This is a genomic window from Herbaspirillum sp. AP02, assembly GCF_015767275.1.
Classification (GTDB): Bacteria; Pseudomonadota; Gammaproteobacteria; order Burkholderiales; family Burkholderiaceae_D; genus Herbaspirillum.
This window is the reverse complement of sequence record NZ_JADWMY010000013.1, coordinates 1-16,346: the sequence shown is the minus strand read 5'-3', so window position 1 is coordinate 16,346 and position 16,346 is coordinate 1. Positions and strand designations below refer to the sequence as shown.

Here is a 16,346-nt window from a genome sequence, read left to right as displayed (position 1 = left end):
CCGGACCCGGTAATTTACCATGGGTCGGCGGGCGAACCGGTTTTGATATCAAAATAACAATATCGCACGCATCAGCCGACTGGCGCGGGCAAACCCCTTCGTCACGTTGGCGAAGCCATCATCTCCTGCCCCGCCTGCAACAGGAAATCCCGCAGCAGTCGTGCACTCGGCCCCACGCGCTGGGCGTGGACCAGATAGATTTCCAGTGGCGCGGTCTGCACCTGCGGTAGCACCCGCACCAGTTCGCCCGAAGCCAGCAGGGTCGCGGCGTCATAGGCCGGCAGCCTGGCCAGGCCCTCACCGGCCAGCACGAAGGCCAGGCGCGAGGCGGCGCTGTCGGTGATCACGTCCCCCCGGATGGGGACCTGGATCTCCCGCTCGCCCTGCTGCAGGGACAGGGTTTTCTGATTGGGCGGGTAGACCACCCAGCGGTGCTGGGCCAGCTCCTCCACGCTGGTCGGCGCCCGATAGCGCCGCAGGTAGGCGGGCGCCGCGCAGAGCATGGTGGGCTCCTTGACCAGACGGCGTGCCACCAGGCTGGAATCGGCCAGCGGACCGGCGCGCACGGCCAACTCCATCCCCTGCTGCACGAGATCGACATTGCTGTCGTTCATCGCCACGTGCAGGCGCACGGAAGGGTAACGACGACGAAACTCCAGCAACGCCGGCAGGATGCGCTTGTTGCCGAAATGATGCGAACAGGTGATGCGCACCTCGCCGCCGGGCTCGGCACGCAGCAGTTCCATGCCGCGAATGCCGTCGTGGGCCTCGTCCAGCAGGCGCTCGCAATGCACCCGGAAAGCCTCCCCGGCCGGCGTCAGGCTGAAGCTGCGTGTGCTGCGCTGGGCCAGCGGCACGCCCAGCCGGGTCTCCAGCGCCCGTATGTGGTGGCTGACGACCGCCCGTGTCAGGCCCAGTGCACGCGCACCGGCGGCAAAGCTGCCGGCGCGCACCACCGTGGCAAACACGGCCATGGCACGCAGTTCGTCGAGGATGGGGGCGTCATCAGGCATGGAGAATTGTATCAATCAGTTTGACATTGCGTCAGCATATCAGACTCTACCGCAACAACCAGCTCTTCCCTATAGTTTGATCAACCGCAGCGATGCGGCATCTAGCCAACCATCCGACTATAAGGAGCTTTATCATGAGCATGAAGACTGTCCTCTTTATTTTGACAAATAGCGCGACCATCGGTCCCAATTCGCGCGCCACCGGCTACTTCTTCCCGGAAGTGGCGCATCCCGTCGAGGTGTTCGAGCAGGCTGGCATCGCCGTCGAGTTCGCCTCGCCCCTGGGCGGCACCCCGCCGGAAGATGGCTACGACGCCAACGACCCGGCGCAGCTGGCTTTCCGCAACAGCCTGGCGATCCGTCGCATGGCACGCAGCCGCAAGCTGTCCGAGGTGGATGTGCTGGACTATGACGCCATCTTCTTCCCGGGCGGCCTGGGTCCGATGGTGGATATCGCGGTCGATCCCGAGGTCAAGCGCGCCATCGCCCGCGCCTGGGATGCGGGCAAGATCGTCTCGGCCGTCTGCCACGGGCCGGCGGCGTTCCTGGGGGTGACGCTGGGGGATGGCACGCCTTTGCTGCGCGGTCGCAAGCTGACGTCCTTCTCCAACGAAGAAGAAGCCAACTACGCCCAGGCCGACGTCCCCTTCCAGCTGGAAGACGCCCTGCGTGCCGAAGGTGCCGAACACACGTCGACCGCACCCTGGCAAGCCCAGGTGGTGGTCGATGGCCGGCTTATCACGGGCCAGAACCCGGCCTCCGGCGCCGGCATGGCCGCCGCCGTCGTGCAGGCACTGACTGCGGAGGCAGCATGAACGCCGCCGACGCCATCACCGTGCTGGCACGCTGGCAGCCGGCGCCCAATGCCATGGCCGAGGTACTGGCCCTGGCCGAGGAAATGCGCGAGCGCTCATTGGCCGAGCCGGGTTGCCTGGGCTATGAAATCTATCGCTCGCCAGCAGGGCCGGAAGCGGTGTTGCTGGTAGAACGCTACCGCGACGCCGCCGCCCTGGAAAAGCACAAGCAGTCGGCGCACTACCAGTTGCTGGTCACCGGCCAGGTGTTGCCGCTGCTGGCCTATCGCAAGGTGGACCTGCTGCGTGCCTGCACGCCGGCATGAGCGCCAGGCAGGGGGAGGCTGATCGCCCTCCCCTGCCGGCTCAGGCGTCAATACGTTACGCAACGCCTCAGCGGACTTCACAAAGGGCCCGGACGCAATGAGCCGGTCCGGACCCGGTGATTTACCATGGATCGGCGGGAGAACCGGCTTTTCTATCAAAATAACAATATCCAGTACCCAGACATCCCCCGCTGGGCAGCGCCCATTTTCACCTCGCCATTCTTGCTTGGAGTGGGATGCGGGGTGACTCGACGGACCAAAAATGTATCTCTTATCTCTTCGTAGATGACTCTACAGCGCTGCACGGATTTCTATATTTTCTGCCGCCGGGCGGACGATCTTCTTGATGCCATGTCCGGCATTGCTTTGCTCAACCACCGTTACAAAGCCACTTGCCATCAACTTCGCAATATCTTTGGAGACCGCACTGGGGTCGCGATTGGCATCCTTTGCCAACTCGGTGATGGATTTCTTTCCACTTCGGGAAAGCTTCAGCAACTCATATCGTTTCGGACTCAGCACGGACAGAAACTCTTCGAAGCTGTGCGCGGTAATCGTCGTCGAGAAGGGAATGGCGGTCTCTTCATCAATGGCCCGGGCAACTTCGCGCCCTTGAGCGGCCCGCTCGTTAAAGATATCAAAATCACTCAATTTGATTTTCTTCTCTTTGGGCTTTTTCATGTTGGCAACTCCTCTTCATTAACAAACGCCAGGGCTATTTCTCTCCACTCGTTTTCGAACTTTTCGCGAATTTTCTGCCATGACAGGTGTGGCTCCGGCGTGATATTCCCAAGGTAATGTTTATGCGGACTTCCATGTGAATTGTCATATCCCAACACTCGTCCATTATCGCCCGCATAAATCAGCGGATTGATATAAGCCAGTGAGTAATGAACAAGCTTTCCGTGCTCGTCCTGTATCACTAATTCTTTCAGCTTTCCCCCGCCAAGCTTTCGAGGAATATTTACGCCATCCGGAGCATAACGCCGGTTTTTTGTTCTAACTTTCGTTTTATCAGCCATGATATCCCATTTCAACCCTGCCATCAAATTGGAGGCAAGTCCGATGAAAATAGCGAACAGATTTATATCGCGGGGGGAAATATATCCATTCACATGGAATACCGCTGGCCTCTAGCGCTTGATTGCACGCCTCCTCAAAATCCTTCCAGCACCACCTTGCCCCGCGCCCGATTGGTCTCGATCAGAGCATGTGCACGGCGCAGATTCTCGGCATTGATGCTGCCGAAATGCTCTCCCGTGGTGGTGCGCAGCACACCCTCGTCGATCAGTTGCGCCACACGTTGGAGGAGCTCGTGCTGGCGGATCATGTCGGCTGTCTGGAACATGGAGCGCGTAAACATCAACTCCCAGTGCAGCGAAATGCTCTTGCGCTTGAGCGGTACCACATCCAGCGTGGCCGGGTCGTCGATCAGGGCCAGTTGGCCCTGCGGCGCCAGCACCTCGACGATCTGCGCAAAGTGCTGGTCGGTGTGGGTCAGGCTGATGACGATATCGACCTCGGGGATGCCGATCTTGTCCAGTTGCGGCTTGAGCGGCTGGCTATGGTCGATCACGTGGTGCGCACCCAGCTCCTGCACCCATTGCACGGTCTCCGGGCGCGACGCAGTGCCGATGACGGTCAGTTGCGTCAGGCGGCGGGCCAGTTGGGTCAGCATGGAGCCGACGCCCCCGGCAGCACCGATGATGAGCAGGCTGCGTCCCTGGCCGCCGCCTTCCGGCACGGCCACGCGGTCGAACAGCAGTTCCCAGGCCGTGATGGCCGTCAGCGGAATGGCTGCCGCGTCGGCGTGGCCCAGGCTGGCGGGCTTGCGGCCAACGATGCGCTCGTCCACCACGTGCAGCTCGCTGTTGGACCCGGGCCGGGTGATGGCGCCGGCATAGAACACTTCATCGCCAGGCTGGAACAGCGTTACCGCCGATCCCACGGCGCGCACCACGCCCGAGGCGTCCCAGCCCAGTACGCGCGGCTCCTTGACGGGCGAGCCGGCGCGCACCTTGGTATCGACCGGATTGACCGAGATCGCCTTGACCTCGACCAGCAGGTCGCGCTCGCCCGGTGTGGGCTCAGGCAGGGTGGTATCGATCAGGGACTCGGGGTTGCTGATGGGCAGGCCGTGCTGCCGGTAGACGATGGCTTTCATGGGAAATCCTTTTCTGTGGAACATGAGGGTTGCATCAGGCTGGAGGCTTGTATCTGCCTGCCTTGCTTGGACACCATCTTAGGTCCGCAAGCACGCGCCCGCCAGAACCTGCCCCGCGAAAGACTTTCATCGCAGACGCGAAAATCGCCCGCAATCCCTTGCTTCAGGCGGCTCATGCCAGATGCGGCTTGATCACCGCAGCCAGCTTGTCGAAGGCCCGGGCGATCTCGTCATTGGGCACGCTGGCATAGCCCAGCAGCAGTCCACGTCGTGCGCCACGGGCATGCATGTAGTAGCGCGACAGCGGTCGCACCACGATGCCGGCGGCCAGGGCCTGTTCGCAGATGAGCACGTCGTCGCACTCCTGCGGCAGACCCAGCACCAGATGCAGGCCGGCCTCGCCGCCGGTGATGGTCATCTTTTCGCCGAAGTGGCGATTGATGGCCTGTTGCAGCAACTGCAGCCGTTCCGCGTAGAGCACCCGCATCTTGCGGATGTGCGAAGCAAAATGCCCCTCGGCCATGAAGTCGGCCAGCGTCGCCTGCAGGAACACCTGGCCGTTGCGGTACAACTCGGCGATGCCGGTGGCGAAGGCGCGCGCCAGCGATTCCGGCACCACCAGGAAACCGATGCGCAAGCCCGGGAACATGATCTTGCTGAAGGTCCCCATGTAGAGGACACGGTCCTGCGTATCCATGCCCTGCAGCGAAGCCAGCGGCCGGCCGCCGTAGCGGAATTCGCTGTCGTAGTCATCCTCGATGATCCACACCTTGTGGGTGGCGGCGTATTCCAGCAGCATGCGCCGCCGCGACAGGCTCATCACCATGCCCAGCGGATACTGGTGCGAAGGCGTGGTGCAGATGAAGCGGGGTGGCCGGCGCAGGTTGGCCAGGCGCATGCGCATGCCTTCCTGGTCCACCGCGATGGGGACCGACTGGATGCCCAGCGAATTGAGCACGCTGCGTGTGCCCCAGTAGCAGGGGTCTTCGACCCAGGCGGTATCGCCATGCTCGCCCAGCAGCTTGACCACGATGTCGATCGATTGGTGGATGCCGGTGGTGATCAACACCTGCGAGGCCGTGCAATTGACCGAGCGCGCCACGCGCAGGTATTCGGCGATCTGCTCGCGCAAGCCCGCATAACCGGCGCCGGGGCCATAGGTCAGCAGGTCGGAATTGGAGCGGCGCCAGTGCTTGTTCTGCAGCCGTCCCCAGATCTTGTAAGGCACGCAGGTGACATCCGGCACACCCGGCATGAAGGCGCCCCAATGCCGCTCGCCGACACCGGCCTGGCGCGTCAGCAACGCACCCCGCGCCGACAGTTCGGACTTGCCGGAGGGGTCCGTCAGCGGCTCCTTGCGCTCCACCGCATCGGGCATCTGGTCCGGCGCCGTGTCGGCCACGAAGGTACCGGCGCCGGTGCGGCTTTCCAGATACCCCTCGGCCAGCAACTGCTCATAGGCATAGGTCACGGTATTGCGCGAGGTCCCCAGCTCCGTGGCGAGGTCGCGCGAGGACGGCAATTGCATGCCGGCCGGCAAGGTGTGGGCCAGAATGGCTTCGCGGATCAACTGGTAGATCTGCCGATTCACCGGCGCGGCGGCCCCGGTCTTGCCCGTCCGGGAGCTTTTCGTTGCAGTGCTTTCCCGAGCGGCAGCGGCACGCCCCTTGCCCGGACCGACCTTGGACGGAAGTCGGTTGATGCGCAGCAGCAGATAGTCGGACAAGGAGGCGAGTTTCAAGTGGCACCATCAGATATTTGAAATTGGCTCTATATTACAGTGCCACTTGGGTTTTATATTGTTTCCCGACTCAGCAATTTCCGCGCCGTGCCGGCGCCACTCAACGCAGCAAGAACGGAGCAAGCAATGACCACCCAGGTGACCAACCAGGAACTGCAACAACGAAAGAACGCCGCCACCCCGCGCGGCGTGGGCGTGATGTGCGACTTCTACGCCGAGCGTGCCGTCAACGCCGAATTGTGGGATGTCGAGGGCCGCCGCTTCATCGATTTCGCCGCCGGCATCGCCGTGCTCAACACCGGCCACCGTCATCCGAAGCTGCTGGACGCCATGCGCGCCCAGATGGAGAAGTTCACCCACACCGCCTACCAGATCGTGCCCTACGCCAGCTACGTGGAACTGGCCGAGCGCATCAACGCCGTGACGCCGGGTGACTACCCGAAGAAGACCGCCTTCTTCTCCACCGGCGCCGAGGCGGTGGAAAACGCCATCAAGATCGCCCGCGCCCATACCGGCCGTCCCGGCGTGATCGCCTTTGCCGGCGGCTTCCACGGCCGGACCATGATGGGCATGGCGCTGACCGGCAAGGTCGCTCCCTACAAGCTGGGCTTCGGCCCCTTCCCGGGCGACGTCTACCACGCCCCCTACCCCAGCGCGCTGCACGGCATCAGCACCGAAGACGCGCTGGAGGCCGTCAAGGGCCTCTTCAAGAGCGACATCGAAGCGCGCCGCGTGGCCGCCATCATCCTGGAGCCGGTGCAGGGCGAAGGCGGCTTCTACGCCGCCCCGGCCGACTTCATGCGCGGCCTGCGCGCCCTCTGCGACGAGCACGGCATCCTGCTGATCGCCGACGAAGTGCAGTCCGGCTATGGCCGCACCGGTAAACTCTTTGCGATGGAACATTACGATGTGCTGCCCGATTTGATGACTATGGCCAAGAGCCTGGCCGGTGGCATGCCGCTGTCGGCCGTCAATGGTCGCGCCGAGATCATGGATGCGCCCGCCCCCGGTGGCCTGGGCGGCACCTATGCCGGCAATCCCTTGGCGGTGGCCTCGGCGCTGGCGGTGCTGGACGTGATGCAGGAAGAAAAGCTGGTGGCCCGTGGCGCCCGCCTGGGCGACAAACTGCAGGCGCATCTCAAGGAGCTGCGTTCGGCCGTGCCGCAGATTGCCGAAGTGCGCGGCGTGGGTGCCATGGTGGCCGTGGAGTTCGCCGACCCGGCCACCGGCAAGCCGGATGCGGACTACACGAAGAAGGTGCAACAGCACGCCCTGGACCATGGCCTGCTGCTGCTGACCTGCGGCAGCTACGGCAACGTGATCCGCTTCCTGTTCCCGCTGACGATTCCCGATGCCGTCATGGACGAAGCGCTGGGCATCCTGGCCGCAGCCATCAAGCTGGCCTGAGATTTGCATTGCAGGGCAGCTGCTGAATCAGTAGCAGATCAGTAACAGGGTAGACGGGCCGGGCGACGAATCCGGCCCCCGCGTAGAGAGAGGATCGATGATGGCAGCTTATGCAATGAAGCAGGCACCCCAGCAACAGCCCACGGCCGACGGCAACAGCGATGTGCTGGTGCAGTTCTGTGGCGTGAAGAAGACCTATGACGGCGAGAACCTGATCGTCAAGAGCCTGGACCTGGAGATTCGCCGTGGCGAATTCCTGACCCTGCTCGGCCCCTCGGGTTCGGGCAAGACCACCTGCCTGATGATGTTGGCGGGGTTCGAGTTTCCCACCGGCGGCGAGATCCGCCTCGATGGCCAGTTGCTCAACCGCGTGCCACCCCACAAGCGCAACATCGGCATGGTGTTCCAGAACTATGCGCTGTTCCCGCACATGACCATCGCCCAGAACGTGGCCTATCCGCTGTCGGTGCGCAAGATGGATCGCGCCACCCGCGAAGCCAAGGTCAAGCAGGCGCTGGACATGGTGCAGATGGGGAAATTCGGCGACCGCTATCCGACCCAGCTCTCGGGCGGCCAGCAGCAGCGCGTGGCGCTGGCGCGCACGCTGGTGTTCGATCCGCAACTGGTGTTGATGGACGAACCGCTGGGCGCGCTCGACAAGCAGCTGCGCGAACACATGCAACTGGAACTGAAGGCCCTGCACAAGCGCCTGGGCGTGACCTTCGTCTATGTCACCCACGACCAGAGCGAAGCCCTCACCATGTCGGACCGCGTGGCCGTCTTCGACCAGGGCGTGATCCAGCAACTGGCCCCGGTGACCGAACTCTACGAATATCCCGACAACCAGTTCGTGGCCAACTTCATCGGCGACAACAACCGCCTCCAGGGCAGCGTGGAATCGGTGCAGGGCGAGCACTGTACCGTGCGCCTTGCCGATGGCTCCGTGCTGACCGGTCTCAACGTCCACCGCGCCCACGCCGGCCAGGCCGTCACCGCCTGCGTGCGGCCCGAACGCATCCGCCTGGCCGCCGGTGGCAGCAGCGAACCCAACAGCCTGCGCGCCACCATCGGCGGCCTGATCTACTTTGGCGATCACGTGCGCGTGCGCTGCACCGTCACGGGGCAGGAAGATTGCTTCGTCAAGCTCTCGCTGTCCGACCCGGCACTGGCCGGATTGACCGAGGGCAGCAGCGTGGTGCTGCATATCGCGCAGGATCGCCTGCGCTGCTTCCTCTGATTTGCCCCGATTCCTTCCCGTTTACTTAGTTTTTTGTTTCGCCGTACCTTGATGTTGCAGTTCCATTTGTTAGTTTTCCAGGCAACGCAGATTGCCCATGAAGTCCGATCCAGCGCAACAACGTCACACAGTCAACAAGCACGATAACCAACGAGGAACAACAATGAAACGCCTGACACCTGCCCTGCTGTCCCCGCTCGCCCTGGGCCTGCTGCTTTCCGGCGCGGCCTCTGCCGCTGAACTGACCCTGGTCAACTTCGGCGGCGCCAATGGCAACGCGCAGAAGGTCGCCTACGTCGAACCCTTCCAGAAGAGCACCGGCACCAAGGTCGTGACTGCCGAATTCAACGGTGAACTGGCCAAGGTCAAGGCCATGGTCGAAACCAAGAAGGTCAGCTGGGACGTGGTGGAAATCGATGGCGGTGACCTGAACCGCGCCTGTGACGATGGCCTGATCGAAAAACTGGACCTGGCCAAGACCATCAAGAAGGACGACTACATCCCCGAAGCCACCGTCAGCGAATGCGGCATGGGCGCCTTCGTCTGGTCCACCGTGCTGGCCTACAACGCCGACAAGCTCAAGACCGCGCCGACCGGCTGGGCCGATTTCTGGGACACCAAGAAATACCCCGGCAAGCGTGGCATGAAGAAGAGCGCCCAGTACAACCTGGAGTTCGCCCTGATGGCCGACGGCGTGCCGACCAAGGACGTCTACAAGGTGCTGGCCACCAAGGAAGGCGTGGACCGCGCCTTCAAGAAGCTGGACCAGTTGAAACCCAACATCCAGTGGTGGGATGCGGGCGCCCTGCCGGCACAGTTCCTGGCCTCGGGTGACGTGGTCATGGCCAACGCCTACAACGGCCGCATCGATGCCGCCCAGCGCGAAGGCAAGAACCTCAAGGTGGTCTGGACCGGCAGCGTCTATACCCTGGATTACTGGGTGATCCCCAAGGGTTCGCCGAACAAGGCCCTGGCCGAGAAGTTCATCAGCTTCGCCAGCCAGCCCGAGAACCAGAAGGTCTATGCCAACAACATCGCCTACGGCCCCGTCAACAAGGGTGCCCTGAAGCTGCTGGATGCCAAGACCCTGGGCAACCTGCCGACCTCGCCGGCCAATGCCAAGGACGCCGTGCAACTGAGCCTGCAGTTCTGGACCGACCACGGCGAAGAGCTGGAACAACGCTTCGCCGCCTGGATCGCGAAGTAAGCCAGTCAGCCGCACCGGTCATGGCCCCGTCGCATCGGCGGGGCCATGACCTTGTTCCCTGCTGCCCACGGATTACCGAGACATGACCACCATCGCCACCCGCACCGCCGCCGCCATGCCCCTGGCCGAACCCGACCCGCAGCAACTCAAGCGCGAACTGCACGCCGCCCAGACCCGCAAGCGACTGGGCGCACTGGCACTGATCGCCCCGCTGGCGATCTTCCTGCTGCTGACCTTCGTGGCCCCCATCGTGGCGCTGCTGCAGCGCGCCGTGGAAAATCCCGAAGTCGCCGCTACCCTTCCGCAGACGGTGGCCGTACTGTCACGCTGGGACCGCAAGGCCGCCCTGCCCGACCAGGCGTATGCCGCCCTGGCTGAGGACCTGGCCCGCGCCAAGGAAGAGACCACCGCCGGCAACCTGGCGCGCCGTCTCAATATCGAAATCGCCGGCTCGCGCTCGCTGGTGATGGGCACCACCCGCGCCATGCCGCTGCGCGACGCCGACGGCAAGCCGCTGGCCCCTGCCGCCGCGCGCGAGGCCATCATCGCCCTCAATCCGCTCTGGGGCCAACCCGACATCTGGCGCGTGATCGCCCAGAACGGCTCGGTCTATTCACCCTACTACCTGCTGGCCTCGCTGGACCTGCGCCAGAACGTCTTCGGCGACATCGAAGCCGCCAGCCCGGAGACCGCCATCTACCGCACCATCTTCGGCCGCACCTTGTGGATGAGTGCGGTGGTCACCCTGATCACGCTGCTGCTGGCCTATCCGCTGGCCTACTGGCTGTCCACCATGTCGGAACGCCGCGCCAACCTGCTGATGATCCTGGTGCTGATCCCCTTCTGGACCTCGATCCTGGTGCGCGTGGCGGCCTGGATCGTGCTGCTGCAATCGGAAGGCCTGGTCAACAAGGCCCTGATGCTGGCCGGCCTGACGCAGTCGCCGCTGGAACTGGTGTTCAACCGGGTCGGCGTGTATATCTCGATGACCCACATCCTCCTGCCCTTCATGATCCTGCCGCTCTACAGCGTCATGAAGTCGGTGCCACCGACCTACCTGAAGGCGGCCGTGTCGCTGGGTAGCCATCCCTTTGCCGCGTTCTGGCGCGTCTATGTGCCGCAGACCTATCCGGGCGTGGGCGCGGGCGTGCTGCTGGTGTTCATCATGGCCGGTGGCTACTACATCACCCCGGCCCTGCTGGGCGGCCCCAACGAACAGATGGTGAGCTACTTCATCGCCTACTTCATCAATACCACCATCAACTGGGGCATGGCCTGCGCGCTGGGCGCCCTGCTGCTGGCCGCAACCCTGGTGCTGTACAGCGTCTATCGCCGCTTCGCCAAGGTGGACGTCGGCATCGGATGAGCCTGCACCGACCGACTGCCGCGCTGCCATCGATGAATCAAGGGAAACCGCCATGAACAAACCGCCTCTCTTTCCACCCTATACCTCGCTCGTCGAACGGGTCTGGTACTTTGCCTCGCGCAGCTTCAACCTGCTGGTGCTGCTGTTCCTGGTGCTGCCCATTCTGGTGATGATCCCGCTGTCGTTTTCCGACAGCAGCTTCCTGATGTATCCCATCAAGGGGTTCTCGCTGCGCTGGTATGAGAACCTGTTCACCTCGGACGACTGGATCCGCGCCGCCAGGAACAGCTTCATCGTCGCCCCGGCCGCCACCGTCATCGCCACCGTGCTGGGCACGCTGGCTGCAGTCGGGCTGAACAAGGCCGACTTCCGGGGCAAGGGCATCCTGATGGCGATCCTGATTTCGCCCATGATCGTGCCGGTGGTGGTGGTGGGCGTGGGCGTGTACCTCTTCTTTGCCCGCATCGGCCTGGCCGACAGCTATCTCGGCCTGATCCTGGCGCACGCCGCACTGGGCGCGCCCTTCGTGGTGACCACCGTGCTGGCGACCCTGCAGGGCTTCAACCACAACCTGGTACGCGCCAGCCTGAGCCTGGGCGCCAGCCCCTTGCGCACCTTCTTCCGCATCACCCTGCCGGTGATCGCGCCGGGCCTGATCTCGGGCGCCCTGTTCGCCTTTGCAACTTCCTTCGATGAAGTGGTTCTTACCCTGTTCGTGGCCGGCCCCGAGCAGGCCACGCTGCCGCGCCAGATGTTTGCCGGCATCAAGGACAACATCAGCCCGACCATCGCCGCGCTGGCGACGATCCTGATCCTGTTTTCGACCTGCCTGCTGCTGGCCCTGGAATGGCTGCGCGGGCGCAACAAGGCCGCAGCCCGCTTCTGACGCTGCGTCCTTCCGGATACCCACATGGAACCCATTTCATGAATCGTCGTGAGATGCGTTCTAGAAACCCAACGGAGACCTGACATGTTGCAACAACTCAAAGATCCTTCCCTGCTGCGCCAGCAAGCCTATGTCAATGGCGCCTGGTGCGACGCCGACAGCGGCGTCAGCCTGGACGTCCACAACCCCGCCAACGGCGTCCTGCTGGGCCATGTGCCGATGATGGGCGCAACCGAGACGCGCCGCGCCATCGAGGCCGCCAACGCTGCCTGGCCGGCCTGGAAGAAGAAGACCGCCAAGGAGCGCAGCGTCATCCTGCGCCGCTGGTATGAGCTGATGATGGCCAACGCCGACGACCTGGCCCTGATCATGACCGCCGAGCAAGGCAAGCCGCTGGCCGAGGCACGGGGCGAAATCGGCTATGCCGCCTCCTTCATCGAATGGTTTGCCGAAGAAGGCAAGCGCACCTACGGCGACACCATCCCCTCGCCTTCCCCGAACAGCCGTATCGTCGTGGTCAAGGAAGCCATCGGCGTATGCGCGGCGATTACGCCGTGGAACTTCCCGGCGGCAATGATCACCCGCAAGGCCGGCCCGGCACTGGCGGCCGGCTGCCCGATGGTCTTGAAGCCGGCCGAAGCCACTCCCTTCTCGGCCCTGGCGCTGGCGGTCCTGGCCGAGCGCGCCGGCGTGCCGGCCGGCGTGTTCAGCGTCGTCACCGGTGCGGCCAAGGAGATCGGCGGCGAAATGACTTCCAACCCCATCGTGCGCAAGATCAGCTTCACCGGCTCCACCGGCGTGGGCAAGCTGCTGATGCAGCAGAGCGCATCGAGCATCAAGAAGCTTTCGCTGGAACTGGGCGGCAATGCCCCCTTCATCGTCTTCGACGATGCCGACCTGGATGCCGCCGTCGAGGGCGCCATCGCCTCCAAGTACCGCAATGCCGGCCAGACCTGTGTGTGCGCCAACCGCATCTACGTGCAAGACGGCGTGTACGACGCCTTCGCTGCCAAGCTGGTGGAAGCGGTCAGGAAGCTGAAGGTCGGCGACGGCATGGAGAATGGCGTGAACCAGGGCCCGCTGATCAACGAACAGGCCGTCAAGAAGGTCGAACAGCACGTCGCCGACGCCGTCGCCAAGGGCGCCCGCGTGCTGCTGGGCGGCAAGCGCCACACGCTGGGCCATGGCTTCTTCGAACCCACCGTGCTGGCCGACGTCACCCCGGCCATGCAGGTTGCGCGCGAAGAGACCTTCGGCCCCATGGCCCCGCTGTTCCGCTTCAAGACCGATGACGAAGCCGTGGCCCTGGCCAACGACACCGAATTCGGCCTGGCCAGCTATTTCTATTCACGCGACATCGGCCGCATCTGGCGCGTCGCCGAAGGCCTGGAATCGGGCATGGTGGGCATCAATACCGGGCTCATCTCCAATGAGGTCGCCCCCTTCGGCGGCGTCAAGCAATCCGGTCTGGGCCGCGAAGGGTCGCACTATGGGATCGATGATTATCTGGTGGTGAAGTATCTGTGCATGGGGGGAATCTGACACCAGCCACCGCCGCAGGAAAGCAACCCGCCTGACCAGGCATCGCACCGACTCTTGAAAACGCCGCACCGCTGTGCAAACAGCCGTGCGGCGTTGTCCATGATGGCGCAGGCGCACAAGCACGGCGCAGCCCGTTGCACGCATTTATCGCATAAGAAAACCGAATGTGAAAGATTCAAAAAGCTAATTTTTCTTATGAGCGCGGCAATCGTATAACTCCAGTTCCCCTTACCTCAACACCCACCACGGGAGACTGGACCATGCACACCGCCCCACCCCGGCACCAGCCGGTTCGCGCCTCATTGGCCGCCTTCGTCGGCACCATGATCGAATGGTATGACTTCTACATCTACGCCATGGCCTCGGCCCTGGTGTTCGGCAAGCTGTTCTTCCCGACCACCAATGGTTTCTACGGCACGCTGGCTTCCTTTGGTACCTTCGCCGTCGGCTTCCTGGCGCGACCGCTGGGCGGGGCGATATTCGGCTACATCGGTGACCGCGTCGGTCGCAAGAAATCGCTGGTGATCACGCTGTTGATGATGGGCTCGGTGACGATCCTGATCGGGCTGCTGCCGACCTATGCCAGCATCGGCATCTGGGCGCCGGTGGCACTGGTGGTCCTGCGACTGATCCAGGGCATCGCAGTCGGGGGCGAATGGGGCGGGGCCGTGCTGATGGCGGCCGAACATTCGCCGGATCGCAGCCGGCGCACCTTCCTGGCCTCGTTCGCGCAACTGGGCAGCCCCGCCGGGCTGATCCTGGCCACGCTCATGTTCAAGCTGGTCAGCAGCCAGGACAATGCGGTCTTCCTCGACTGGGGCTGGCGCGTTCCCTTCCTGGTGAGCGCCTTGCTGCTGGCGGTGGGATTCGCGATCCGGCTGTCGGTGCAGGAGTCACCGGACTTCCTGGCCGAACAGCAGCGCCGCGCCAAGGCACCCGCCGCCCGCGCCGAGCGTGCACCGCTGACCGAGGTATTGCGGGGCGCGCCCGGCCTGCTGATGCTGGCCATCGGTGCCAATGTGCTGGGCATCGCCGGCTTCTACTTCACCAATACCTTCATGCTGGTGTACACCACGCAATACCTGCACCTGCAGCGGGCGCTGGTGTTGAATGGCTTGCTGGTGGTGTCGGTGATGCAGTTCTTCATCACGCCACTGGCGGCGCACCTGGCACGCGGCGTCGGCAATCATCGCTTCCTGGTGGCGATGTCGGCGCTGTCGGTGGTCTCGCCCTATGCCATGTTCTCGCTGGTGGACCAGGGTTCGCTGGGCAGCGTGACACTGGGCGTGGCGATCGCGGTGCTCTTCATCGGCGCCTACTATGCGGTCATCGCCGGCTTCGTCAGCGAGGCCTTCCCGACCCGCATCCGCTACACCGGCATTTCCATGGCCTATCAGATTTCGGGCGCCATCTTCGGCGGGCTGACGCCCTTGCTGGGCACCGTCCTCGCGGAAAAATTCCAGGGCCAGTGGTGGCCGCTGGCCCTGCTGTTCTCCGGTATCTCGCTGCTGTCGCTGCTGTGCGTGCAGCGCCTGGGCCATGCGCACCATGCCGCCCCGGAACGCGGTCTGCAGGCGCAGGAGGGCTGATGAAGACCTTCTACCATCCCGACCAGAAACTGCATCACCCCCAGAGCTATTACTCGCGCGGCAAGATGCGCGTGCCGCAGGAGGTACCGCAACGGCTGGACGAACTGGCCGCGCTGGCCACCCGCCTGGGCTTTGCCGTGCAGGCACCACCGGATGCCGGGGCGGCCGCCATCGGTGCGGTGCATGCGCTGGATTATCTGCAATTCCTGCAGGAGGCCCATGCGCAATGGATGGCCTTGCCCGACGACTGGGGCGATGAAGTGGTCTCCAACATCTTCGTGCGCGAACCCAATCCCCTGCGCGGCGTGCTGGCCAAGGCGGCGCGTTACCTGGCCGATGGCAGCTGCCCGGTGGGGCCGCAGACCTGGCATGCCGCCTACTGGTCGGCGCAATGCGCCATCGCCGGCGCGCAGGCGCTGCTGGCCGGTGAGCGGCGTGCCTATGCGCTGTGCCGCCCACCCGGCCACCATGCGCGGCGCGATGCGGCCGGTGGCTTCTGCTATCTCAACAATGCCGCCATCGCCGCGCAGATGCTGAGCGAACGTCATCGGCGGGTGCTGGTGCTCGATACCGACATGCACCATGGCCAGGGCATCCAGGAAATCTTCTATGCCCGGCGTGACGTGATGTATGTCTCCATCCACGGTGATCCGGTGAACTTCTATCCGGTGGTGGCCGGCTTCGAGGAAGAGCGCGGCCAGGGCGAAGGCCTGGGTTACAACCTCAACCTGCCCATGCCGCATGGCTCGCCGGAGGCGGTCTTCTTCGACCGGCTGCAACAGGCCTGCCGTGCCATCACCCTGTATCAGCCGGAGGTGCTGGTGCTGAGCCTGGGCTTCGACATCTTCGAGAAAGACCCCCAGGCCGTGGTCGGCGTGAGCGCAGCCGGCTTCGAACGGCTGGGGCGCGCAGTCGGAGCGCTGGGACTGCCCACGCTGGTGGTGCAGGAAGGCGGTTACCATATTGCCGGATTGCAGGACAATGCCGCGCGATTCTTCGCCGGACTGGAGCATCCCTGAATCGTCATTGCCGCGCCCCCAGCCCCCAACGCCAGAGCCCCCCATGCGCCACGAC

15 protein-coding genes are annotated in these 16,346 nt (G+C 63.9%); 10 read left to right on the top strand and 5 right to left on the bottom strand.

The features are described from left to right. Positions 1 to 101: 101 nt before the first annotated feature. Positions 102 to 1,013, bottom strand: coding sequence for a LysR family transcriptional regulator (locus tag I5R65_RS21145; protein WP_231395284.1), 912 nt, complete (start codon positions 1,011 to 1,013; stop codon positions 102 to 104). A 134-nt stretch (positions 1,014 to 1,147) separates the two neighbouring features. Here I5R65_RS21145 and I5R65_RS21140 point away from each other — a divergent pair, with 134 nt between their 5' ends. Continuing rightward, on the top strand, positions 1,148 to 1,828 hold the full coding sequence (locus tag I5R65_RS21140) for a type 1 glutamine amidotransferase domain-containing protein (protein ID WP_102663099.1): 681 nt from the start codon (positions 1,148 to 1,150) through the stop codon (positions 1,826 to 1,828). Further along, a complete protein-coding gene (locus I5R65_RS21135) occupies positions 1,825 to 2,133 on the top strand; it encodes a putative quinol monooxygenase (protein ID WP_180670765.1) in 309 nt (102 codons plus the stop codon). Before I5R65_RS21140 ends, I5R65_RS21135 begins: the two co-directional genes overlap by 4 nt. Positions 2,134 to 2,424: 291 nt before the next feature. On the opposite strand, the gene I5R65_RS21130 is transcribed toward I5R65_RS21135, so the two are convergent. The 4 genes from I5R65_RS21130 to I5R65_RS21115 all read right to left on the bottom strand — a co-directional run bounded on the left by I5R65_RS21130 (position 2,425) and on the right by I5R65_RS21115 (position 6,038). Then, positions 2,425 to 2,814, bottom strand: coding sequence for an ArsR family transcriptional regulator (locus tag I5R65_RS21130; RefSeq protein WP_180670764.1), 390 nt, complete (start codon positions 2,812 to 2,814; stop codon positions 2,425 to 2,427). Further along, the gene (locus I5R65_RS21125; protein WP_231395283.1) at positions 2,811 to 3,248 is read right to left on the bottom strand and encodes a hypothetical protein; all 438 of its coding nucleotides are present in this window, start codon (positions 3,246 to 3,248) and stop codon (positions 2,811 to 2,813) included. The genes I5R65_RS21130 and I5R65_RS21125 overlap by 4 nt, the downstream gene beginning before the upstream one ends. A gap of 41 nt (positions 3,249 to 3,289) precedes the next feature. Beyond that, the gene (locus tag I5R65_RS21120; RefSeq protein WP_180670763.1) at positions 3,290 to 4,297 is read right to left on the bottom strand and encodes a zinc-binding alcohol dehydrogenase family protein; all 1,008 of its coding nucleotides are present in this window, start codon (positions 4,295 to 4,297) and stop codon (positions 3,290 to 3,292) included. Positions 4,298 to 4,469: 172 nt separating this feature from the next. Further along, positions 4,470 to 6,038, bottom strand: coding sequence for a PLP-dependent aminotransferase family protein (locus I5R65_RS21115; protein WP_180670762.1), 1,569 nt, complete (start codon positions 6,036 to 6,038; stop codon positions 4,470 to 4,472). A gap of 138 nt (positions 6,039 to 6,176) precedes the next feature. Between I5R65_RS21115 and I5R65_RS21110 the strand changes: the two genes are divergently transcribed. From I5R65_RS21110 to I5R65_RS21075, 8 genes are all read left to right on the top strand, one after another. Then, positions 6,177 to 7,445: a 4-aminobutyrate--2-oxoglutarate transaminase gene (locus I5R65_RS21110; protein ID WP_180670853.1), complete on the top strand. Its 1,269-nt coding sequence runs from the start codon at positions 6,177 to 6,179 to the stop codon at positions 7,443 to 7,445. 97 nt (positions 7,446 to 7,542) lie between these two features. Next, positions 7,543 to 8,682 (top strand): ABC transporter ATP-binding protein, encoded by a 1,140-nt coding sequence (locus I5R65_RS21105; protein WP_370461007.1) that lies wholly within the window; start codon positions 7,543 to 7,545, stop codon positions 8,680 to 8,682. Positions 8,683 to 8,845: 163 nt separating this feature from the next. Then, positions 8,846 to 9,889, top strand: coding sequence for an ABC transporter substrate-binding protein (locus I5R65_RS21100; RefSeq protein WP_077236613.1), 1,044 nt, complete (start codon positions 8,846 to 8,848; stop codon positions 9,887 to 9,889). Positions 9,890 to 9,971: 82 nt separating this feature from the next. Beyond that, a complete protein-coding gene (locus tag I5R65_RS21095) occupies positions 9,972 to 11,255 on the top strand; it encodes an ABC transporter permease (RefSeq protein ID WP_180670761.1) in 1,284 nt (427 codons plus the stop codon). Positions 11,256 to 11,307: 52 nt separating this feature from the next. Beyond that, positions 11,308 to 12,141, top strand: a complete 834-nt coding sequence (locus I5R65_RS21090; RefSeq protein WP_006465263.1) for an ABC transporter permease — start codon at positions 11,308 to 11,310, stop codon at positions 12,139 to 12,141. Between the two features lie 84 nt (positions 12,142 to 12,225). Then, positions 12,226 to 13,683, top strand: coding sequence for an NADP-dependent succinate-semialdehyde dehydrogenase (gene gabD, locus I5R65_RS21085; RefSeq protein ID WP_180670760.1), 1,458 nt, complete (start codon positions 12,226 to 12,228; stop codon positions 13,681 to 13,683). Between the two features lie 260 nt (positions 13,684 to 13,943). After that, a complete protein-coding gene (locus tag I5R65_RS21080; RefSeq protein ID WP_180670759.1) occupies positions 13,944 to 15,272 on the top strand; it encodes an MFS transporter in 1,329 nt (442 codons plus the stop codon). After that, positions 15,272 to 16,291 carry a histone deacetylase family protein gene (locus tag I5R65_RS21075; protein ID WP_077236616.1) on the top strand — a complete coding sequence of 340 codons (1,020 nt, stop codon included), beginning with the start codon at positions 15,272 to 15,274 and terminating at the stop codon, positions 16,289 to 16,291. The genes I5R65_RS21080 and I5R65_RS21075 overlap by 1 nt, the downstream gene beginning before the upstream one ends. Positions 16,292 to 16,346 lie beyond the last annotated feature (55 nt).